Source organism: Vibrio sp. N418 (genome assembly GCF_000222565.1).
In the GTDB taxonomy this organism is placed as follows: domain Bacteria; phylum Pseudomonadota; class Gammaproteobacteria; order Enterobacterales; family Vibrionaceae; genus Vibrio; species Vibrio scophthalmi.
This window is the reverse complement of sequence record NZ_AFWD01000016.1, coordinates 94,545-115,804: the sequence shown is the minus strand read 5'-3', so window position 1 is coordinate 115,804 and position 21,260 is coordinate 94,545. Positions and strand designations below refer to the sequence as shown.

Here is a 21,260-nt window from a genome sequence, read left to right as displayed (position 1 = left end):
CTTACTCAAACAACTGGGGGGATTTACTCATTAACGCAGCTATGATTTAACTTTGAATTGACTCATCTGATCCAATATCGTTTTCGCCAATTGCTTCACTTCCTCACTCGCTTGATTGGTTTGATTACATGCATCAACAGTGGTCATCACCACGTTGTTAATATTCACCACATTACGATTAATCTCTTCCGATACGGACACCTGCTCATTCGCCGCACTTGCGATCTGAATATTCATGCCATTAATCGTATCGACCGTGCTATTAATCTCATTAAGTGATTGCCCAGCTTTCCCCGCTTGATCAACTAAACGGTCGGTCGTCACAATGCTATCTTGCATACTCTTAACTGCCAATTTCGCCCCTTGTTGCAGCTCTTCAATAATATGCTTTATCTCTTCGGTTGAATGCTGAGTTCGACTAGCAAGAGCTCGAACTTCATCTGCCACGACTGCAAACCCACGCCCTTGCTCACCAGCACGCGCGGCTTCAATCGCTGCGTTAAGTGCCAATAAATTGGTCTGCTCGGCGATGCTCAAAATAACCTCTAAAACGGTATCAATTTCTGAGCTTTGCAGTTCTAGTTTCTCCAAAGCTTGGGCGGTATGTTTTATTTCATCAGCCAATTGATCAATATTGCTTTCCACTCCTTGGACGATGCTCAGCCCCACACTCGTCGCCTGGTCAGCAAGCTCAGTCGATGCTGCAGCGTCAGTGGTATTGCGGGCGACATCCTGTACCGTGGCAATCATCTCATTCATCGCGGTAGACAGTTGCTCTATTTCAATTTGCTGCCCTTGTATATTGGCATTGGTTTGATCAGAGACATTGGCCAATTGGTCCGCTGACACGTTTAAGTTTAGAGCGACTTGTTTTACATCAACGACGATGTCATGCACCTTTGTGGAAAACTGATTAAATCTCGCCGCAAGTTCACCGATCTCATTGCGTGCGCTGTCATCAAGGCGCGCGGTTAAATCACCATTACCATGCGCAATATCTTCCATCGCTTTAGCAGTACGGTTGATCGGATTAATAATGCTGACAGCAATAAAGTAGGCCACGAGAACACCAATAATCAGTGCAATCACTGCGCCCATTAGAGCATTAAGCAATAACTCAGATTCGGCCGCAACGTTATGGCTTGTATCCATAATGATTTCAATGACCGCTAAAGGTTGGCCGGAATAATCTGGTACAACGGCTAAAAAGGTTGTCACTGGAACACCGTTTAATTCACTACGAGCAGAAGCCGAGGCTTGCTCTCCCTTAAATACGGCTAAAATATCAGTTTGAGAAACAAGACCCACCTCTTTAGTGGTCGATGCGAAGGTATTAATCTTATCGCCGGTAAACGTATATAGATTACTATCGACCCCAAACGCGACCTTAAACTGCTCAAAAAAACTTTGATTCAGTGACATGCCAAATTCAACAGAACCAACATGCTGCTGCTGATAATAAACCGGTACAATACCGCGAATACCGATCCCTGCCACTCCACGCTCAAGACCGGTAACGGGCTTTTGTGTTTGATTGGTTTGAATCACGGTTTTGCGGAACGACGACAGATCATCACCAAACTTTGCCGGGCTATGAGCACGGAAGAAAGAAGTTGCAGGCTCAGTATGAAACTGAAATTGTCGAACATTGAATTCTTGCTTTAGTTGCTCAAACATCGGCACAGTACGCGCTGCCAACGCTTCTCGGTCTCGATTGGCAAAATCACGCTGTACTTCTGGCGTTAATGCCACAACCTCGGCAAGCGACGTGGCTAATTGACCACGACTTTCCATCTGTGCCAATGCAATATCGTATATTCCTTCAAGTTCACGTTGTTCCGCTTCGCGCAAGCTTTGATTCGATTTTGAAAACGACAGACTGATCACTAATGCCGATATAAACACGACTAACAGCATGATAGAAACGATCAAACGGGTTTTTATTTTTAATTTGCTAAACATGACTTATTACTATTCCTGCACTTTTTGAACTAAAGAGTAAAACAGCTCACTTGCCAGCAAGTCGATGTCAAAATTGATTTGAAAGAGACGAACTCTAAAAGTAAGAACAACCTATCAATAACTATTTCCGGCGATGAATTCACTCACAAAAGTTACACACACCAATAACCACCCTATATTTCGAGTGGTAACATTTTTTACTATTTTATAAATTAAACAGGGGTTAAAGTGCGACACTACCTGCATAGTGCTTGTTTATAATATTTGTCAATTCGATTAAAAATATGGATAGTTGCATTTATCCAACCGCGATGAATACAAAAAAGCCGTAAGTATTCACTTACGGCTTAGTAAAGGAGAAACTTAACTGTAATTAGCTATGGCGTTCTTTAAGTTTATTAATGACGTCATTCAACGATAGACCTTGGTCTTGCAGCAATACCAACAAATGGTAAATTAAATCGGCAGATTCACACACTAGTTCCGCCTTGTCACCCGACGTTGCCGCAAGCGCGACTTCAACGCCTTCTTCGCCCACTTTCTGCGAAATACGTTTGGTACCACGAGCGTAGAGGCTGGCGGTGTAAGACGAATCAGGATCGGCATTTTTACGATCAGCCAAAAGCTGTTCAAGTTGATGAAGCCACACCAGCTGCGACTCTTCTTGCTTATCGCCATCCCAACATGTCGTTGTTCCGGTATGACACGTCGGCCCAACCGGAGTCACTTTGACCAATAATGTATCGTTATCACAATCTAACGCAGCATTAACCAGTTTTAGTACGTTGCCAGAGCTCTCACCCTTGGTCCATAGGCGCTGTTTAGTACGTGAGAAAAAAGTCACATGGCCCGTTTCACCTGTCGTCACCAGCGCTTCTTGATTCATGTAACCCATCATCAACACTTGGCTAGAAAGAAAATCTTGTACAATCACAGGGACCAAACCATCGACTTTTTGCCAATCGATACGCTCAATCAGGGCGTTCACATCGCTTGTTTGAAAACTCATAATTTCACCTCTACTGGCCTAGCTTCGACACCTTGACGAATCAAGTACTGCTTCAACTCACCAATATTAATCACTTGTTTATGGAACACCGATGCAGCAAGTGCGCCATCGACATTGGCTTTATCAAACGCTTCAGCAAAGTGCTCCATCGCACCTGCGCCACCAGAAGCGATCAGTGGCACATGGCACACTTCACGTACCATATTAAGCTGCTCGATATCATAGCCGTTGCGCACGCCATCTTGGTTCATCATATTCAATACGATTTCACCCGCGCCACGCTTTTGCACTTCTTGCACCCAATCACGGGTTTGCCACTGTGTTGCTTTGGTACGAGCTTCATCACCCGTAAATTGGTAGACCTGATATTGTCCCGTCTCTTTATCGTAATAAGAGTCGATGCCTACCACGATACACTGCACACCAAATTTGTCGGCTAAATCAGTAATCAATTGTGGGTTAGCCAGCGCAGGAGAATTAATGGAAACCTTATCCGCACCAAACTCTAAAATACGCGCCGCATCTTCAGCCGACTTAATACCACCAGCGACACAAAATGGAATATCAATCACTTCGGCAACACGTTTCACCCAGCTTTTATCGACCACACGACCATCGCTTGATGCCGTAATGTCATAAAACACCAACTCATCAGCGCCTTCTTCAGCATAACGCTGTGCCAATGGCACGATGTCACCAATGATTTCGTGGTTACGAAACTGTACGCCCTTAACCACCTGACCATCACGCACATCAAGACAAGGAATTATTCGCTTTGCCAGCATGCAAATGCCTCCTCTGCGGTAAATTTGCCATCAAGCAAGGCGCGACCAACAATCACACCCGCTACACCCGAGCCTTTCAAGGCAGCAATATCATCTAAGCTGCCAATACCGCCTGAAGATTGAAATTGCACTTGTGGGTATTGCTGACACAAATCGATGTATAGCTCAACGTTCGAGCCCGCCAATGTGCCGTCACGTGAGATATCGGTACACAGTACGTGCTTTAGGCCAACCGTAAGGTAGTCGTTAATCAGCGCTTCAATCGTCACACCAGAGTCTTCTTGCCAGCCTGAAATCGCCACTTTACGCGTACCATCAGCATCGATATTAATATCCAATGCTAAAACGATCTTTTCTGCGCCGTACTTTTCCATCCAACCTTTAACAAGTTCTGGTTGTTTTACCGCGGTAGATCCCACCACCACGCGCTGCGCACCCGCTTCAAGTAAATCAACCACATCTTGCTCGCTACGCACGCCACCACCAATTTGAATAGACGCAGGTGTGCTGGCAAGCAGCTTGGCAATTAAATCCAACTGACGCGCGGTGGTATCTTTTGCGCCAGTCAAATCCACTAAATGCAGCCAATTTGCGCCGGCTTGATGGTAGAGGTTAAATTGCTCTGCTGGATCGACTTTGTATTCGGTTACTTGACCGTAGTCCCCTTGATAAAGGCGAACCACTTGTCCTTCAATTAAATCTAATGCTGGAATGATCACAAATAATTCCCTTTATAAGTTTAAGAAGTTTTCAATAAGCTTTGAGCCCGCTTTACTCGAACGTTCTGGGTGAAATTGCACGCCATAATAGTTGCCACTTTGTACTGCGGCAGTAAATGGATTGCCATAATCACATTCCGCAATAGTGTACTCTCCGACTGGCATGGCAAAGCTGTGCACAAAGTAGAAATACTCGCCCTCTTCAATCCCCTTAAACAATGGATGTTCAGGCACTGATTTGACGGTATTCCATCCCATGTGAGGAAGCGGCAAATGCCCCGTTTCCATCCGTTTTACTTCACCCTCACACAAACCCAAACACTCAACCTGTTGGTCTGCCTTTTGGCCCTTCTCTTGTGATGACTTGCCAAGTAACTGCATACCAAGACAAATACCTAATAGCGGTTTTTCTACTTGCTTAACCAAGCTGATCAAATCACGCTCTTGCAAGTTTTTCATCGCTTCACTGGCCGTACCGACACCGGGAAGAAATAGCTTGTCAGCACTCAGAACCACTTGGGGATCTTTCGATATTTCCACAGCAAAACCCAAGCGTTCAATGGCGAATTTTACCGAAGAAACATTGGCACAGCCGGTATCGATAATGACGACTTTCTGCTCGCTCATGACAACTCCTTACAATACGCCTTTGCTGCTTGGCAACTCGTTACCTTCCACTTTAATGGCTTGGCGTAACGTACGGCCAAACGCTTTAAATAAGCTTTCGATAATGTGGTGATCGTTATCACCCGTCGACGATAAGTGCAAAGTACACGCTAACGTATCCGTCAATGAGCGGAAGAAGTGCACCACCATTTCAGTCGATAAATCACCCACTTGTTCGCGGCTAAACTTGGCATCAAATTTAAGGTACGGGCGGCCTGAAAGGTCCAAAGCACACTGGGCCAAACATTCATCCATCGGCAAGCTAAAACCAAAGCGGCCAATGCCGCGCTTGTCACCAAGGGCATCTTTTAGCGCTTGGCCAAGAGCCAAAGCGGTATCTTCAATGGTATGGTGATCATCAATGTGGAGATCCCCTTCCACGGTACACTTCATTTGGAAACCGCCATGCGTCGCTATTTGATCGAGCATGTGATCAAAGAAGCCCAACCCCGTCGATATCTCATTGCCGCCCTGTTCATCCAAATTAACAAACACTTTGATGTCGGTTTCTTTGGTGGTGCGAATTACTTCCGCCACACGCGCCTTAACGGTGAGATCTTTGAGAATTTGCGGCCAATTCATGGTTTGCGGGTGGTATTGGATACCTTGAATTGCCATGTTTTCAGCTAACTGAAGATCTGTTTGACGATCACCGATCACAACCGAGTGTTGGAAGTCGACTTTACCGTTTTGCAGGTACTCTTTTACCATACCAAGCTTAGGTTTACGGCAAGAACAATTTTGCTCTTCAAAGTGCGGACAAATCAATACATCATCAAACTTGACGCCTTGCGATGCGAAAATCTCCATCATCATGTCATGCGGTGCGTCAAAATCGGCCTGTGGATAGCTATCCGTCCCCAAACCATCTTGATTGGTCACCATCACTAAGCGGTAACCAGCATCTTGCAACGCTAACAAGCTTGGGATGACATACGGCTCCAGCTTTAACTTATCTAAACGGTCAACCTGAAAATCAACCGGCGGCTCAACAATTAAGGTGCCATCACGGTCAATAAAGAGTATTTTTTGCTGCTTGCTCACTCGAACATCCTTATTTCTATTTTTACCCTCTTAATTAAACAAAAGGGTTTTCATTATTATTGCTATGCAAACTCTTAACGTTTTAGGGGGATTAAGCGTAAAAGTTGCGGATAAAGCCAACCGTTTTTTCACACTCATCACGGTTGCCAACACTGATGCGAACACAATTTTCTATCGGTGAATTACGCAAAATAATGCCGGTATCCCATGCCGCTTTAAACAGAGCATCACCATCACTAAACTTAACTAATAAGTAGTTGCCCCAACCTTCAAACACTTCGACGCCGGCAATCATTGATAGACCCACTTGTAAGTAAGCACGGTTGGCATTGAGATCGAGCATTTGGTATTTAGCGCGTGCAAGGCCCGCTTCAGAGAGCGCTTGAATGGCAATATCAGCAACCGGCACTGGTACTGGGTAAGGCGCGATCACTTTGAGCAAGACATTGATGATCTCTTCGTTTGCCAAAGTAAATCCACAACGCAACCCGGCAAGAGCAAACGCTTTAGATAAGGTGCGCAAAATCGCCAAGTTAGGATATTGTTCCAGCAAATCAACCGTCGACGCTTCAGGGCAAAAATCGATATACGCTTCGTCCATAACGACAATAGCGCGATCCTTGGTCATTTCTAATAGTGAGACAATATCTTCACGCTTGACCAAGTTACCCGTTGGGTTATTTGGGCTACAAACAAACACCAGCTTAACCTTCTCTAGGTTTTGCTCGATAGCCGCTAAATCCAATTGCCATTCTGCGGTCAGTGGCACCACATTACGCGCAACGCCCATGGTTTCAGCACTAATGCCGTACATTCCATAAGTCGGCGGGCAAAATAGAATGGCATCTTCATTTGGCTCACAAAAAGCGCGAATGAGCAGCTCAATACCTTCGTCAGCACCACGAGAAGTGAGCGTTTGCTCTGGCTTCACGCCCGCATAAGAAGCGTAAGCCTCAATCAACTCTTTCGGCTGACATTCGCTGTAGCGGTTAAGACGAGCAAAATCGGTCTTATATTCATTATTAAATGGCGATTCATTTGCGTTAAGCCATACATCACCGCAGCCACCAATACGGCGCGCTGATAAATATGGCGTTAGCTGTTGGACCTGCTTACGCGCTAACTTTTCCATTATGCTTCTCCTCGTTGAAGCAATTTTTCAACACGAATAGTCACCGCACGTTTATGTGCATCGAGACCTTCTGCCTCTGCCATTGTCACCACAGTTGGTGCCAATGCTTTTAAACCTTCCGCCGACAACTCTTGAACCGTCATACGTTTAGAAAAATCGGATAAGCCAAGGCTTGAGTAAGTGCGAGTGTAACCATAAGTTGGTAACACGTGATTGGTCCCTGAAGCATAATCACCTGCAGACTCTGGCGACCAATCTCCCAAGAAGATTGAACCGGCGTTATCCAGTAACGGCAGCAATTCACGTGGATTTTTGGTCTGCACAATCAAGTGCTCTGGGCCATAGAAGTTTGAAATCGACACTGCTTGCGTCAAGGATTCCGAAATAATAATCAAACTAGAGGCAAGTGCTTTTTCGGCAATATCCGCACGCGATAATTCTTTTAGCTGGCGCAGTACTGCATCTGCCACTTGATCGGCAATGACAGGAGAAGGCGTGACAAGAACCACTTGGGAGTCGGGACCATGCTCCGCTTGGCTAAGCAAATCAGAGGCGATGAACTCTGGATCAGCGGTTTCATCTGCAATAACGAGCACTTCAGAAGGGCCTGCGGGCATATCAATTGCCGCCCCGCGAAAATCATTGCTCACTTGACGCTTAGCCTCGGTCACATAAGCATTGCCCGGGCCAAAAATCTTATCGACTTTGCTGACCGACTCTGTGCCATAAGCCATCGCCGCTATCGCCTGACCACCCCCAACGTTATACACCTCGTCGATGTTACATAGCTTAGCGACGTAAAGGATTTCATCAGCAATCGGCGGTGGTGAACACAGCACCACTTTCTGACAACCGGCAATTTGTGAAGGAACACCGAGCATCAACACTGTCGATGGGAGTGGTGCACTACCGCCAGGAATATACAATCCCACATTTTGGATCGGGCGTGTCACCTGCTCGCACATCACTCCCGGTTGTGTTTCGACTTTGATCGGCTGCGGCTTCTGTGCTTTATGAAACTTAGCAATATTGCTATACGCTTGTTCAAGTGCCTGTTTCATCGTGTCAGTTAGACGCGCTGATGCTTGATCGATTTCTTGTTGTGAAACGCGAATCGATCTTGGCGTTACGCGATCAAATTTTTCTGTCAGTTCAAGCACTGCAGCATCGCCCTGTTGGCGAACTTGCGCGATCACTTGCGACACTGCTGCGGTGATATTTGCCCCTTCTGCAATCGCGGGACGCTCTAACACCGCATCTTGCTGTGTTTCGCTTAGAGATTGCCATACCACTGTTCTCATTGGCTTACTCCATCATTTTTTCGATTGGAAGGACTAGAATTGAACTTGCACCTAATTCTTTAAGCTGTTCCATGGTTTCCCAGAAAAGGTTTTCGGTACTCACAAGGTGAACCGCAACTTTTTGTTTATCTGCAGAAAGAGGCAACACCGTTGGATCTTCTGCCCCCGGTAGCAAGGCTTTCACTTGCTCTAAACGATCTACAGGCGCGTGTAACATGATGTATTTTGATTCTTTTGCTTGTTGTACGCCTTGCATACGAGTCAGCAGTTTGTCGATTAACGCCTGTTTATCAGCGGCAAACTCACCAGTGCGTTGAATCAGGGTCGCTTTAGAGCGGAAAATGACTTCTGCTTCTTTCAAGCCATTGGCTTCAAGTGTTGCCCCCGTTGAAACAAGGTCAGCGATTGCATCGGCTAAACCCGCACGAGGTGCAACTTCGACCGAACCAGTCAGCATACAAGTAGAGAATGGGATACCTTGCTCATCCATATAGGCTTTCAATAGGTGTGGATACGTGGTTGCGATACGTTTACCCGCCAAATCTTGTGGCCCTTGGTATTCTTGATCTTTGTTAATCGCAATAGAGAGACGGCAACCACCAAAGTCTAAACGGCGTAACTGTAGAAACTCATTTGGCTCACCGAGCGCTTTGCGATCTAAGCGAACTTCCTCTAGTTCGTTCTCGCCAATAAAGCCCAAATCAACCACACCATCCATAATCAAACCAGGAATGTCGTCGTCACGAACCAGTAACAAATCAATTGGCATATTTTGTGAATGAACCACTAGGCGCTCACCCATGATTGTGAATTTTACGCCGCACTGTTTCAGCAGTTGCTGACACTCTTTACTTAGGCGACCTTTCTTTTGAATTGCGATTCTTAGGCGTTGTGTTTGCATTGCGATATCCCTGTGCAAATTTCTGATAATTCTTAGTTTTCAAGCCATTAAAATTGAAAAACCCTCGGAAGATGTGAGTCTCCCGAGGGTTAATTCTAAAAATCTTTGATTTAGCCTCCGGGAGTTTCCTGTCCCCCGGGTATGCGTTCATCTCCCGAAAGACTACATTGGGTGATGGTGATGATGAATATTCATTACTAATTTACGCATACTTATAAGCTCTTCAATTCCGCTTGGTTGATTACCACACTAACCAAGCCATTAACTTTTTTCAACCTTTAATTTAAGTTTTTTTAAACGCACTACACACACTTATTCGATCGACTGCCTTAACTGAGTTTGCTTAAAACAAAAAAGAGGGCCTAAGCCCTCTTCATCAAACAAAGTCACCCAACTGTGGCGGTTACTGTGTCGTCATTTTTGATTTTGACAGTATGTTCAATACAAAACACACCGCCACAAATGCAGCACTACACGCGGTTAGAGACAACATTAGCGATTCTGTCATACCTAGCACAATAAAGCCGATACATGAAATCAGCGCCACCGATAGTGCATAGGGTAGCTGCGTCGTTACGTGGTCAATATGGCAACAACGAGCACCGGTTGAAGACAGGATGGTCGTATCTGAGATTGGTGAACAGTGATCACCGAATACTGAACCGGCTAGTACCGCACTAAGCATTGGTAGCATAAGCGTAATGTCAGTGTTACCCGCCATATCACCGGCGATTGGCAACATAATACCAAACGTGCCCCATGAACTGCCGGTTGCAAAAGCCATCACACCAGACAATAGGAATAGGATTACTGGCAACCAGTGAGGATTCACATTACCTTGCGCCATCGTCGAAAGGTAGCTACCTGTTTGCATATCACCAATCACAGTGCCAATTGACCAAGCAAAGATCAGAATTAAGATCGCGCCAAACATCGATTTTGCGCCAATGACTAAAGTACGCGTCACTTCAATCGCTGGAATGCGCTGACGAATGACCGTAATCAAGGCAACAATTAGACCAACTGAACCGCCGTAGATAAGTGAAATGCCGACATTGGTATTTTCGAATGCGCCTAATAGTGCAAATGGCTTACCACTTTCTGCCAACACTTGACCACCGGTGTACAACATAGAAGCAACGGTCGCAACAATCAGCAATACAATCGGCAGGATCAAATCAGACACTCGACCTTTGTCGCTTTCACGAATATCAAGTTCTTCATCCAATGAACGCGCTTCTTCAAGCTCATCCATTTGGTTTTCATCATCAAAACCACGCCCTTGTGAAGCTGAGATCTCGTGCTCGCGCATCTTACCAACCGATAAGCCAAACCACGCTACGGCAAATACCATTAACAACGCAAAGATAGCGTAAAAGTTCATTGGTACTAAGCGCATGTACGCGCCTAAAGCAGAATATTCCGTAATACCGTGCGAGACCAAAATACCACTAATAATGGTCATGATGTATGCACCCCAGCTAGAAGCGGGCATCACAACACACATTGGCGCAGCAGTTGAATCAAGAATATAAGCAAGTTTCGCGCGTGATACATAGAAGCGATCAGTCACAGGACGAGAAATCGCACCCACTGCAAGGCTATTAAAGTAATCATCAATGAAGATGAAAATACCTAAAAATGCCGCTAATAGCTTCGCACCGCGTTTACTTTTAATGCGTGATTGAGCCCAGTCAGCAAACGCGCGTGTACCACCAGACAATGTCAGCAGGGCTGTCATCATGCCAAGCAGTAATAGGAAGCCAATAATGCTCATGTTGCCAGCATTCAAAGAGCCATCTTCAACAAAAACACCGAATACGGTATTTTTCACATAGCTAGTCGCACCACCAAGTGAGTAATCTGCAAGTAAAATAGCGCCTAAAACAATACCCGCACCCAAAGAAAGCAGTACGCGACGAGTAATAATAGCCAAGCTAAGAGCGACTACCGGAGGAAGCAATGATAAAGGGGATGTAGCAAAATCGATTAAATTCATGATCTTCAAAAACCAGTAATAATTGGTTAGAGATCTACTGCAGACGCATAAACTACATAGATAGCCTATACATTTAAAAATTAGCGATAGGAAAGTGAATACTTATCCCAAGCCTACAGTAGCGCTCCATAGTTATACAAATAATAGACTATGGCAGTGTTGTCCCTATTCGAGTACAACCCCAGCGAGAGATGTTGATGTATCAGCTCACTTCGGCGGATAAGACCTTTTACGTTTGCTCATTGGCATCACCCCAACAAACGCGACTCATTCATTCCGCTCCTCTACCGCACTATCCAAAGACAATGCTAAATTAAACAATGTTTAACATAGCTTTAACTAAGATAACGCATCAGGTGACGACCATTGTACTTATCTTAAACATCATTTCAATACATCGACCTAAACTTTTATTGCTCTTTTTAATTACTCCAACCCTTTTCAAACGGGGCCTTAATATGCAACTAGACCAGAGAGACCGCTCTGTAAAAAGCGCATATATTTCATACCGCAGTGTAAAGAGACCGTTAATAACCACTTATATCGACACACTGAATTTATAAAACTCCAGCAATCATTATGACAAATAATTTTTCTTCCTGACTAGCATATATGAAACCACGCACTAAACTTAAAGTCGTTACTTCTATCTAAATTGAAGTATGAGGTAAACAATAGAATGTGAAGTGAGCTTAAAACTTACTTTCAAGAAAATCGTTCGTATTATTTTTTATTTAATTTTATATAATTGAATTGTAATATCCACATTACCGGATTAATATCCATTTATCGCTTACTATATTGGTGCAATTTATGTCGGAATTAACAAAAACACTTTTAAACATTCGTAGCCTACGTGCTTTTTCTCGTGAACTAACTCTAGAGCAACTAGAAGAAGCACTAGAAAAATTATCGCTTGTTGTTTCTGAGCGTAAAGAAGCTGACGAAGCTGAATTAGCAGAACGCGCTGAGCAAGAAGCAAAGCTTGCTGCTATTGCTGAACAAATCGCAAAAGACGGTATTGATGTAGAAGCACTAATTAGTGCACTTGCTGGTGAAACTAAAACAAAAACTAAAGCAAAACGTGCACCACGCCCTGCAAAATACAAATATGAAGACGCTAACGGCGACGAAAAAACTTGGACAGGCCAAGGTCGTACACCATCAGCAATCCAAGCTCTACTAGATTCAGGCCGTAAGCTTGAAGAGTTTTTAATCTAATTTCACAATAGATTAAAATGAGATTTAAAAAAGGCTCCTTATTAGGAGCCTTTTTTTCATCAATTAAAATAATACCCGCCAAGTAGCAGCAGGTATTATTCGAGCAACTATCTTTCCCAGTATGCTTCTTCCAAGCTATCTTCGCGTTCCGGTAGACCACGAGATAAACGAGGGGAATGCTGCACTAATACTTCATAGCTTGCACGGTTAGAGTATTTGCACACTTGTGAGAATGACGAATACGTTAAGAATGCGTGTGCATGTTTGCTCGAATTAGGCACATTTTCTCTATGGTACTTATTTGCTGCCATATCATGCAATAAAGCCGATAACGCAGCATCACCAGCGCCATTAGTATTCTTAATTTTTTCGGGGCCACCCATATAAGGTGAAATATGTGAATAGACTTTAATCGGTTCTTCACACAATGCTTTCACTGCCGGACGGCTAAATTCATATTGGTTAAATTCCGCAATACAACCCGGTAATAACGGTAATGAAGTTTCGCGTTTAGCGCCCTCTTCCGTATAACCTGCCATATAAAGACCTACAGGGCCTGCAGTACAAAGTACAAGATCAACCCAATCTAACGCTTTATCTGAAGCCGCTAGTGGATCAACTTCACCTGTTAAAGCTTCTGCTTCATCTTCATTCATCGCCACAACAGAAACATGGTCGCGTAAAAAGTCTTGCCAGAATTTAGGGTCGTCTTGAATAACGAACTTAGTACCAAGTGTTAATACCACTGGTACATCATATTTCTTCGCGTATTCAATCGCGCGCATGGTTGCTTCAGGCATAGGATCGCCTGGCTTACAACGCACTAAATAAGCAGTAAGTACTAAGGCTGATGCATTTTTGAAAATCTTTTCAGGAATGCTATCAGGGCGAAGTTGGTTCATTTGACCTTCGCTAATCGCAAAAGTACGTTCGCCATCTTCGGTAATCAATGCAAAACAACGGCCAATCGCACCTTCAACACCTTGTAGGTAGTTAAGATCCATTCGGCTCGATGTATTACACAAATAACGGTAGCCGTAGCTGCCAATTTTAATATCTTGGCTCATAACACCCAGTAATGTTGAGCGGTCATCTGCCAACACTGAGTAGTTATGAAGTGTATTACCAATGGTACCACCCGCATATTCGTTAGTAATAAGCGCTTGGTCTTTCAATTCGTTATATAACGCTTCTGCCGTTTGGTCATCAATAACCAATGAGTGTCCCTTACTCAGTCCGTATTTTTCGATCAGCTCCGAACCGACTTTCGCTTCAATGTCCACTAACGTCTGATCGATACCAATAATATGGGTACGAGACATCTTCTTGCTCTCTTGCGCTTGGCTTACCAATGGGTCGCGAGCATGGACGGGAAAATAGTGCTTCGATTTACGTTGACCAGGAAATTTCATAACTATGATTCTGATTAAGGGATGACAGGAGCGCGGATTCTACCGCGCTGTGGATAGCGCGGCAATAACTGGGATTATAGCAAACGTTTGCCCTATTCACCTTCCATAAAGTAGAGGTCTGGCAGGCTATCTAAATGCTCAGAATAACGCTTCAAATTAAATTCTCCACCATTTTTCATCACATCAAAAATTTCAATTGAAACCGCACAAGCCATCATCGCAACGGCATCATCACGACTGGTGCCACTCATACGCAAGCGCATTAGAGTCTCTGTCACTTTTACAGGGTTACGATCTTCAAGCTGATTCTCTATCACTTCAATCAAATCGGCTTCTTCTAATACTTGGTTTTCATCTGTCACTTGGTTGTACCTTCAACTTACCACTTGAATTTTCGCCACTATGCCATATATAGAAGACTTATACCCAAATTACTTGAACATTTAACCGCTGGCACGAGTGCCCCCGAAAGGCCAGAGACATCCGGCAGCGAGCACAACAAGGCAAAGCCCATACCACGGTAACATCAAGTAAAACAGCTATATCATTAATCGTTAATGCAGACTCTTTAAGCAAAGTGGTTAAAATCCCTTAAATTCGAAGTGTGATTTCGATCTCGGATCTGTCACCGTGAAATGCTTTCTGTTAGAATCTGCCTCCAGTAAATTTTTGTGGTGTTAAGCAATGTCTGAGAACTGTACTGACAACAGTCAAAAGAAAGTCATCGTTGGTATGTCTGGCGGTGTTGATTCATCGGTTTCCGCGTATCTTCTAAAAGAACAAGGCTATCAAGTCGAGGGTCTTTTCATGAAGAACTGGGAAGAAGACGACAACGAAGAATACTGTACCGCGGCCCAAGATCTGGCCGACGCGCAGGAAGTTTGTGACAAGCTTGGCATCCATCTGCACAAAATTAACTTTGCCGCAGAGTATTGGGACAACGTGTTTGAGTACTTCCTGGAAGAATACAAAGCAGGTCGCACCCCAAACCCGGATATTCTTTGTAACAAAGAAATCAAGTTTAAAGCGTTCTTAGAGTACGCTGACGAAGTTCTTGATGCCGATTACATCGCCATGGGTCACTATGTTGATCGCTCTTTCCCACAAAACGGTGAAAAACCGCAAATGCTACGTGGTAAAGACAGCAACAAAGACCAAAGCTACTTCTTGTACACGCTAAGTCACGAACAAGTTGGCCGTAGTCTATTCCCTGTAGGTCAGATTGAAAAACCTGAAGTTCGCCGTATTGCGGAAGAACAAGGCCTGATCACAGCGAAGAAAAAAGACTCCACCGGTATCTGTTTTATTGGTGAGCGTAAGTTTACTGACTTCCTTGGTCGTTACCTACCGGCGCAACCGGGTAAAATCGAAACACCTGAAGGTCAAGTAATCGGCGAACACCAAGGTTTGATGTACCACACATTAGGTCAACGCAAAGGCTTACATATTGGTGGCCAAAAAGGCGGCGGCGGTAACGAAGAACCTTGGTACGTAGCAGAAAAAGATCTAAAACGTAACGTGCTTATTGCAGTGCAAGGTGCTGACCACCCACTTTTGAAATCTAATGGGTTGGTTGCATCACAATTACACTGGGTAGATCGCACCCCGATTAAAGAACCGTTAAAATGCACAGTGAAAACACGTTATCGTCAAACTGACATCGCGTGCACTATCATTCCGGTCGATGATGAAACCATCAAAGTGATCTTTGACGAACCACAAGTCGCGGTAACCCCTGGGCAATCCGCTGTATTCTACCAAGGTGATGTTTGTCTTGGTGGTGGTATCATCGAACAACGCATTTAATTGACGTATAACTAGGAGTAACTCTACGTGGCGAATACTCTTTATGACCGTACCATCGCATTTGCTGGTATCTGCCAAGCAGTCGCTTTAGTTCAGCAAGCAGCAAAAAACGGCCATTGTGACTCAGACGCGTTTGAAACTTCACTAAAGGCGATACTAAACACTAACCCAAGCAATACCGTGAGCGTATTCGGCCGCGAGGCCGATTTAAAACTTGGCTTAGAGTGTCTAGTAAAAGGCATTGACAGCACTCCTGCTGGCAGTGAAATTACGCGTTATATCATTAGTTTAATGGCGCTTGAGCGCAAACTAAGTAGCCGTAATGATGCCATGTCTCAGCTTGGTGACCGCATCAAAATGCTTGAAAGACAAGCTGACCATTATTCGTTGACTGACGAACAAATGATGAGCAACTTAGCGAGCGTTTATCTTGATGTCGTTAGCCCTGTAGGCCCTCGAATTCAAGTGACTGGCACACCATCTGTACTGCAACAGTCGAGCAATCAAAATAAAGTACGCGCCTTGTTACTTTCTGGTATTCGTTGTGCGGTATTGTGGCGTCAAGTCGGCGGAAAACGCCGCCACTTAATTTTTGGTCGCAAGAAAATGATTGAGCAGGCGCAGATTCTACTCGCTCGCATGTAAATAAAATTAAATAAGAGCTCGCATCAATTGCGAGCTTATTTTTTTAAATCAGACAACCCTTGCGCAAACGTTTGCGCAATGTTCGTGACAATTGCCACAGTTATTGGTATAAAGCACACGAATTTTAGAAACCCAATTCAGGAGAAAATCATGGAATTGTCAGCATTGACAGCTGTTTCACCAGTAGACGGTCGTTACGGAAGCAAGACGATTGCGTTACGCGAAATTTTCAGTGAATACGGTCTATTGAAGTACCGTACTATCGTTGAAATCCGCTGGTTACAAAAGCTTGCTGCTACCGCTGAAATTGCGGAAGTTCCAGCATTTAGCGCGGAAGCAAATCAATTCCTAGATAACCTTGCAGAAAACTTTTCTGAAGCAGACGCACTACGCATCAAAGAGATCGAACGTACCACAAACCACGATGTTAAAGCGGTTGAGTACTTCCTTAAGGAAAAAGTTGCTGGTATTCCTGAACTACACGCAGTAAACGAATTCATTCACTTTGCTTGTACTTCTGAAGACATCAACAACACTTCTCACGCTCTTATGCTTAAAGAAGCACGTGAAACCGTGATTCTTCCAGAAATCCGCAACCTAATTGACGCAATCAGCAAGCTTGCTGCTGAGTACCGTGATATTCCTTTCCTATCACGTACCCACGGCCAACCAGCATCTCCTTCTACCATGGGTAAAGAGATGGCGAACGTTGCTTACCGTATGGAACGTCAATACAAGCAAATCGAGAATGTTGAAATTCTAGCTAAAACCAACGGCGCAGTAGGTAACTACAACGCTCACCTTTCGGCTTACCCAGAATTAGATTGGCACAAATTCAGTGAAGAGTTCATCACTGAATCACTCGGAGTGACTTGGAATCCATACACTACGCAAATCGAACCTCACGATTACATCGCTGAGCTATTTGATGCAGTGGCACGTTTCAATACCATCCTAATCGACTTTGATCGTGATGTTTGGGGTTACATTGCACTGGGTCACTTTAAGCAAAAAACCATTGCTGGCGAAATTGGTTCTTCAACCATGCCGCACAAAGTAAACCCAATCGATTTTGAAAACTCAGAAGGCAACCTTGGTCTAGCGAACGCAGTATTTGGTCACCTAGCGCAAAAACTGCCTATTTCTCGCTGGCAGCGTGACCTAACCGACTCAACCGTTCTACGTAACCTAGGTGTAGGTGTTGGCTACGCAATCATTGCTTACACTTCAACACTAAAAGGCATCAGCAAGCTTGAAGTAAACCGTGAAGCGCTACTTGCTGAGCTTGACCGTAACTGGGAAGTATTGGCTGAGCCAGTACAAACCGTTATGCGTCGTTACGGCATTGAAAAGCCATATGAGAAGCTGAAAGAGCTTACTCGTGGTAAGCGTGTTGATGGTGAAGCGATGCGTAACTTTATTGACGGTCTTGAGCTTCCTGAGCACGAGAAAGCGCGTCTTAAAGAGATGACACCAGCGAACTACATCGGTCAAGCAATCGAGCTAACTGACAAGCTGTAATCGCCATTAGAAATACCGCAAAAGGGTTGCCCTAGTCTTCTAGGGCAACCCTTTTTGTTTTTTATTCAGCAGGTAAACAATATCACAAAAAAGGCTTGGAGTTTATCCAAGCCTTTTGTCGTAAATTGATGAGGTTAACTAAATCGTTACAAACCGTTACGCAGTGCTGCAATACGTTTGTCTAATGGCGGGTGGCTCATTAGCAGTTCAGTCATTGACGCTTTACCATTAATACCAAATGCCATCATTGAGCCTTCAAGTTGAGATTCGTGGCTCATTTTCAAACGCTCTAGCGCAGCGATCATTTTCTCTTTGCCGACCAATTGAGCAGCACCAGCATCGGCATAAAACTCACGATGGCGGCTGTACCACATCGTCAAGAAGCTCGCTAAGAAACCAAACACCAGTTCAAGCACCATCGAAACACCGAAGTAAACCATCATGTTGCTACCACCTTCACCTTCTTCATCACTGTTCGATGAAACGATGTTAGCGATAAAGCGCGATAGGAAAATAACAAAGGTATTCACCACACCTTGCATCAAGGTCATTGTCACCATGTCACCGTTCGCAATGTGACTCACTTCGTGTGCAAGAACCGCTTCAGCTTCGTCACGAGTCATATTGTGTAGTAGACCAGTAGAAACAGCCACTAGCGAATCATCACGCTTAGCACCTGTCGCAAATGCGTTAATATCACCCGATTCGTAGATCGCGACCGTTGGCATACCAATACCAACTTGTTGAGATTGGCGGCGAACCGTTTCTAGCAACCAATGTTCAGTTTCATTACGTGGGCTCTCAATCACCATGCCGCCAACTGAGCGTAGGGCCATACCCTTTGACATCATCAATGAGATAAATGAACCACCAAAACCAAATACAGCAGCCATGACCAATAGGCCAGATAGACTACCAGGCTGCATCCCCGTAACAGCATAAACAATATTCAGAACAACACTTAAAACCAAGACGACGGCTAAGTTGGTTGCAAGGAATAACATGACTCGTTTCATTACTTTTCTCCGAAACAGAAAGCTTTTTGTTAGTGGCTAACGTGCATAGCATATCGAGTTAAAGATAAATTACACCGCAGCCTTTAGTCTACCATCTGATTCCACTCATCCGGTTAGCATATAGATATAGTCTAATCACTTTAAACACAAGGGCTAGAAGTAAATTGAAACATTTGTTTGCACCTTAAATTAAAAGCTCAACCGCCACAAAACAGATAAACGGCAGAATACGGCCCAAGACGTTAGACTTTGGTCTTATTGTAGACCACGAGAAAAGTGCTAAATTTCTAAAGATACAGTTATTTCGCTTGTATCTATATTTCATGCAACAACGTCAAAGGAATGCAAAATGGTTGAAACAAATAACTATCAAATGGCTATCGATCTTTTGTGCTGTCACCTTGGCATTACTGAAGATGAAGCAAAGCAACAACTAGGCTTAACCACTGATCAACAAATGCAGCAGCGCGTTGCAGAAACGCAATCAGCCCTGTTTGGCATGACCGCTGAGATGTAATACCACCACTGCCATAATCTGGTTGGTGTACACTTATTTGATAAAAAAAGGCTGCCAAATGGCAGCCTTTCTTTTTTCGAACGCTTCTTTTATCAACCGGTATTTCTACGCAAGTAGTGGAGAAACATCAATATACTTAGCGAGATCTTTTCTCTTTACTGCGGGTACATACGGGATTTCACCAATTTTTGGCGCACTGATTTTTTGCTCCAGCATTTCAATGATTTCCGCGTAGTTTTCCGTACCTGGGTTAATGCGGTTCGCCACCCAACCGGCTAACTCAAGGCCATCGGCTTTGATTGCATCCAAGGTCAGCAATGCATGACTTAAGCAACCTAATTTAATGCCAACAACTAAAACGACAGGCAACTTCTCTTGCTGAACCCAAGTTGATAGGCAATCCGTATCGGAAACAGGAACGCGCCAACCACCCGCGCCTTCAACCAATACGATGTCTGAGTTTTGCTTGTGTTGAGCAAGCTTCTCACTTAATACCGCATAATCAATCACGACATTTTCACGCTTAGCCGCAATATGTGGCGAAGCCGGCAGCTCAAGCGCATAAGGGTTTACATCCGCATAATCAACTTCAACCGTCGCGGCATTCTGTAGATATAAGGCGTCTGAGTTGCGCATGCCTTGTTCTGTTTTTTCGCTACCGGCCGCAACAGGCTTATAGCCTATCGTCTGTAAATTCTTTGCCGCTAACGCGTTCAAAATCGCTTTTGATGCGACTGTTTTCCCAACATCGGTATCCGTACCTGCAATAAAAAATGCATCAATCATAGATTAATTATCCCCAAACAAACCTGATATGTTGCGGGTAGAAGACCCTGATGTTCTTGACGAAAGATCTGATATTCGCGCTCAAGCTGTCTCAACGAATGTCGACTCGTTAAACCTTGAGAACGCCCTACAACATGATTTGCCCCAATGCCTTTTAAATCTCGCATCAAGCCAAGTGCAGAATCATACCAAACCACAATTGCTGGCAAGTCTAAGTGATGGGTATGACAGTGAGATTGAGCTAACGCAATATTTACCTGATTGAGTGAGATAAAATCGTTGACGTGTTGATATGTGTCAATTTTCGCCCAAGCCTGTTTAAGTTCGCGTAAAGAGCCATCTAACAAAGTCGAAAACAACAGCTGTCCACCGGGTTTGGTGACTCTGCGCATTTCTCGCAGTGGCACCGCAAGATCTTGGCACCATTGCAACGCCAAACTTGAAAAAACATAATCGAATTGATTATCAGCAAAAGGCAATTGCTCTGCATCGCCCTGCTGATAGTGGACTCTTTCGTCCCCGCAACGATTTTTAGCTTGCTGCAACATCGCCCACGAGAGATCAAACGCAACGACCTCTGCCCCTCGATCTCTTAACTGCTGACTAAAATAGCCTGTCCCACAACCGACATCGAGAATACGATAAGAGGAGAGATCGCTCGGTAATTGGTTGATCAAACGTGTCCCCACCTCACGCTGGAAAGCGGCGTGCTGATCATAGCCTAATGCCGCTTTGCCAAACGCGTCGGCAATCGCGGTCTTATCGATATAACTTACATCCATATCGAGTCCATCGACTCGTAAAGCAGGATTCATCAA

Annotated in this window: 20 protein-coding genes, 1 riboswitch and 1 other annotated feature; of the genes, 5 read left to right on the top strand and 15 right to left on the bottom strand. The window is 44.5% G+C overall.

The genetic code is table 11. The annotated features are described in order from the left end of the window. Positions 1 to 39: 39 nt before the first annotated feature. The 10 genes from RH86_RS02840 to RH86_RS02795 all read right to left on the bottom strand — a co-directional run bounded on the left by RH86_RS02840 (position 40) and on the right by RH86_RS02795 (position 11,518). The gene (locus tag RH86_RS02840; RefSeq protein ID WP_009384867.1) at positions 40 to 1,962 is read right to left on the bottom strand and encodes a methyl-accepting chemotaxis protein; all 1,923 of its coding nucleotides are present in this window, start codon (positions 1,960 to 1,962) and stop codon (positions 40 to 42) included. A 373-nt stretch (positions 1,963 to 2,335) separates the two neighbouring features. Beyond that, positions 2,336 to 2,971: a bifunctional phosphoribosyl-AMP cyclohydrolase/phosphoribosyl-ATP diphosphatase HisIE gene (gene hisIE, locus RH86_RS02835; protein WP_009384866.1), complete on the bottom strand. Its 636-nt coding sequence runs from the start codon at positions 2,969 to 2,971 to the stop codon at positions 2,336 to 2,338. Beyond that, positions 2,968 to 3,756: an imidazole glycerol phosphate synthase subunit HisF gene (gene hisF, locus RH86_RS02830; RefSeq protein ID WP_009384865.1), complete on the bottom strand. Its 789-nt coding sequence runs from the start codon at positions 3,754 to 3,756 to the stop codon at positions 2,968 to 2,970. The genes hisIE and hisF overlap by 4 nt, the downstream gene beginning before the upstream one ends. Next, a complete protein-coding gene (gene hisA, locus RH86_RS02825) occupies positions 3,738 to 4,475 on the bottom strand; it encodes a 1-(5-phosphoribosyl)-5-[(5-phosphoribosylamino)methylideneamino]imidazole-4-carboxamide isomerase (RefSeq protein WP_005599587.1) in 738 nt (245 codons plus the stop codon). The genes hisF and hisA overlap by 19 nt, the downstream gene beginning before the upstream one ends. A 12-nt stretch (positions 4,476 to 4,487) precedes the next feature. After that, positions 4,488 to 5,102 (bottom strand): imidazole glycerol phosphate synthase subunit HisH, encoded by a 615-nt coding sequence (hisH, locus tag RH86_RS02820; protein ID WP_005599585.1) that lies wholly within the window; start codon positions 5,100 to 5,102, stop codon positions 4,488 to 4,490. Between the two features lie 9 nt (positions 5,103 to 5,111). Beyond that, a complete protein-coding gene (hisB, locus tag RH86_RS02815; RefSeq protein WP_009384864.1) occupies positions 5,112 to 6,185 on the bottom strand; it encodes a bifunctional histidinol-phosphatase/imidazoleglycerol-phosphate dehydratase HisB in 1,074 nt (357 codons plus the stop codon). Between the two features lie 91 nt (positions 6,186 to 6,276). Then, on the bottom strand, positions 6,277 to 7,317 hold the full coding sequence (gene hisC / locus RH86_RS02810; protein WP_009384863.1) for a histidinol-phosphate transaminase: 1,041 nt from the start codon (positions 7,315 to 7,317) through the stop codon (positions 6,277 to 6,279). Continuing rightward, positions 7,317 to 8,618: a histidinol dehydrogenase gene (hisD, locus tag RH86_RS02805; protein WP_009384862.1), complete on the bottom strand. Its 1,302-nt coding sequence runs from the start codon at positions 8,616 to 8,618 to the stop codon at positions 7,317 to 7,319. Before hisD ends, hisC begins: the two co-directional genes overlap by 1 nt. Positions 8,619 to 8,622: 4 nt before the next feature. Continuing rightward, positions 8,623 to 9,519, bottom strand: a complete 897-nt coding sequence (gene hisG, locus RH86_RS02800; RefSeq protein ID WP_005599578.1) for an ATP phosphoribosyltransferase — start codon at positions 9,517 to 9,519, stop codon at positions 8,623 to 8,625. Between the two features lie 52 nt (positions 9,520 to 9,571). Then, positions 9,572 to 9,706: a sequence feature (His leader region), on the bottom strand. A 216-nt stretch (positions 9,707 to 9,922) separates the two neighbouring features. Then, on the bottom strand, positions 9,923 to 11,518 hold the full coding sequence (locus tag RH86_RS02795) for a Na+/H+ antiporter NhaC family protein (RefSeq protein ID WP_009384861.1): 1,596 nt from the start codon (positions 11,516 to 11,518) through the stop codon (positions 9,923 to 9,925). A gap of 111 nt (positions 11,519 to 11,629) precedes the next feature. Further along, positions 11,630 to 11,813, bottom strand: a riboswitch (Lysine riboswitch). A 518-nt stretch (positions 11,814 to 12,331) separates the two neighbouring features. On the opposite strand from RH86_RS02795, the gene RH86_RS02790 reads away from it, so the two are divergent. Beyond that, on the top strand, positions 12,332 to 12,739 hold the full coding sequence (locus RH86_RS02790) for an H-NS family nucleoid-associated regulatory protein (RefSeq protein ID WP_005599573.1): 408 nt from the start codon (positions 12,332 to 12,334) through the stop codon (positions 12,737 to 12,739). A 107-nt stretch (positions 12,740 to 12,846) separates the two neighbouring features. On the opposite strand, the gene RH86_RS02785 is transcribed toward RH86_RS02790, so the two are convergent. Next, positions 12,847 to 14,151, bottom strand: coding sequence for an inosine/guanosine kinase (locus tag RH86_RS02785; RefSeq protein ID WP_005599572.1), 1,305 nt, complete (start codon positions 14,149 to 14,151; stop codon positions 12,847 to 12,849). A 92-nt stretch (positions 14,152 to 14,243) separates the two neighbouring features. Then, the gene (locus RH86_RS02780; protein ID WP_005599571.1) at positions 14,244 to 14,513 is read right to left on the bottom strand and encodes a hypothetical protein; all 270 of its coding nucleotides are present in this window, start codon (positions 14,511 to 14,513) and stop codon (positions 14,244 to 14,246) included. Between the two features lie 322 nt (positions 14,514 to 14,835). On the opposite strand from RH86_RS02780, the gene mnmA reads away from it, so the two are divergent. From mnmA to purB, 3 genes are all read left to right on the top strand, one after another. Continuing rightward, complete coding sequence (mnmA, locus tag RH86_RS02775; RefSeq protein WP_005599570.1) at positions 14,836 to 15,957, top strand: tRNA 2-thiouridine(34) synthase MnmA; 1,122 nt, start codon at positions 14,836 to 14,838, stop codon at positions 15,955 to 15,957. A gap of 27 nt (positions 15,958 to 15,984) precedes the next feature. Then, a complete protein-coding gene (hflD, locus tag RH86_RS02770) occupies positions 15,985 to 16,602 on the top strand; it encodes a high frequency lysogenization protein HflD (protein WP_005599569.1) in 618 nt (205 codons plus the stop codon). Positions 16,603 to 16,752: 150 nt separating this feature from the next. After that, positions 16,753 to 18,123, top strand: a complete 1,371-nt coding sequence (purB, locus tag RH86_RS02765) for an adenylosuccinate lyase (RefSeq protein ID WP_009384860.1) — start codon at positions 16,753 to 16,755, stop codon at positions 18,121 to 18,123. A 146-nt stretch (positions 18,124 to 18,269) separates the two neighbouring features. On the opposite strand, the gene htpX is transcribed toward purB, so the two are convergent. Next, positions 18,270 to 19,139 (bottom strand): protease HtpX, encoded by an 870-nt coding sequence (gene htpX / locus RH86_RS02760; protein ID WP_006714223.1) that lies wholly within the window; start codon positions 19,137 to 19,139, stop codon positions 18,270 to 18,272. 349 nt (positions 19,140 to 19,488) lie between these two features. On the opposite strand from htpX, the gene RH86_RS20520 reads away from it, so the two are divergent. Beyond that, the gene (locus tag RH86_RS20520) at positions 19,489 to 19,656 is read left to right on the top strand and encodes a hypothetical protein (protein ID WP_005599558.1); all 168 of its coding nucleotides are present in this window, start codon (positions 19,489 to 19,491) and stop codon (positions 19,654 to 19,656) included. Between the two features lie 105 nt (positions 19,657 to 19,761). Here the strand turns inward: RH86_RS20520 and bioD are convergent, their stop codons facing one another. Both bioD and bioC read right to left on the bottom strand, forming a co-directional pair. Then, positions 19,762 to 20,442: a dethiobiotin synthase gene (bioD, locus tag RH86_RS02755; RefSeq protein ID WP_009384854.1), complete on the bottom strand. Its 681-nt coding sequence runs from the start codon at positions 20,440 to 20,442 to the stop codon at positions 19,762 to 19,764. Beyond that, positions 20,439 to 21,257, bottom strand: a complete 819-nt coding sequence (gene bioC / locus RH86_RS02750; protein ID WP_009384853.1) for a malonyl-ACP O-methyltransferase BioC — start codon at positions 21,255 to 21,257, stop codon at positions 20,439 to 20,441. The genes bioD and bioC overlap by 4 nt, the downstream gene beginning before the upstream one ends. Between the last annotated feature and the right edge of the window lie 3 nt (positions 21,258 to 21,260).

Coding starts and splice junctions, on each gene's coding strand:
- RH86_RS02840 (WP_009384867.1), bottom strand. CDS start 1,962: ATGTTTAGCAAATTAAAAATAAAAACCCGTTTGATCGTTTCTATCATG.
- hisIE (WP_009384866.1), bottom strand. CDS start 2,971: ATGAGTTTTCAAACAAGCGATGTGAACGCCCTGATTGAGCGTATCGAT.
- hisF (WP_009384865.1), bottom strand. CDS start 3,756: ATGCTGGCAAAGCGAATAATTCCTTGTCTTGATGTGCGTGATGGTCAG.
- hisH (WP_005599585.1), bottom strand. CDS start 5,102: ATGAGCGAGCAGAAAGTCGTCATTATCGATACCGGCTGTGCCAATGTT.
- hisC (WP_009384863.1), bottom strand. CDS start 7,317: ATGGAAAAGTTAGCGCGTAAGCAGGTCCAACAGCTAACGCCATATTTA.
- hisD (WP_009384862.1), bottom strand. CDS start 8,618: ATGAGAACAGTGGTATGGCAATCTCTAAGCGAAACACAGCAAGATGCG.
- hisG (WP_005599578.1), bottom strand. CDS start 9,519: ATGCAAACACAACGCCTAAGAATCGCAATTCAAAAGAAAGGTCGCCTA.
- RH86_RS02795 (WP_009384861.1), bottom strand. CDS start 11,518: ATGAATTTAATCGATTTTGCTACATCCCCTTTATCATTGCTTCCTCCG.
- RH86_RS02790 (WP_005599573.1), top strand. CDS start 12,332: ATGTCGGAATTAACAAAAACACTTTTAAACATTCGTAGCCTACGTGCT.
- RH86_RS02785 (WP_005599572.1), bottom strand. CDS start 14,151: ATGAAATTTCCTGGTCAACGTAAATCGAAGCACTATTTTCCCGTCCAT.
- mnmA (WP_005599570.1), top strand. CDS start 14,836: ATGTCTGAGAACTGTACTGACAACAGTCAAAAGAAAGTCATCGTTGGT.
- purB (WP_009384860.1), top strand. CDS start 16,753: ATGGAATTGTCAGCATTGACAGCTGTTTCACCAGTAGACGGTCGTTAC.
- htpX (WP_006714223.1), bottom strand. CDS start 19,139: ATGAAACGAGTCATGTTATTCCTTGCAACCAACTTAGCCGTCGTCTTG.
- RH86_RS20520 (WP_005599558.1), top strand. CDS start 19,489: ATGGTTGAAACAAATAACTATCAAATGGCTATCGATCTTTTGTGCTGT.
- bioD (WP_009384854.1), bottom strand. CDS start 20,442: ATGATTGATGCATTTTTTATTGCAGGTACGGATACCGATGTTGGGAAA.
- bioC (WP_009384853.1), bottom strand. CDS start 21,257: ATGAATCCTGCTTTACGAGTCGATGGACTCGATATGGATGTAAGTTAT.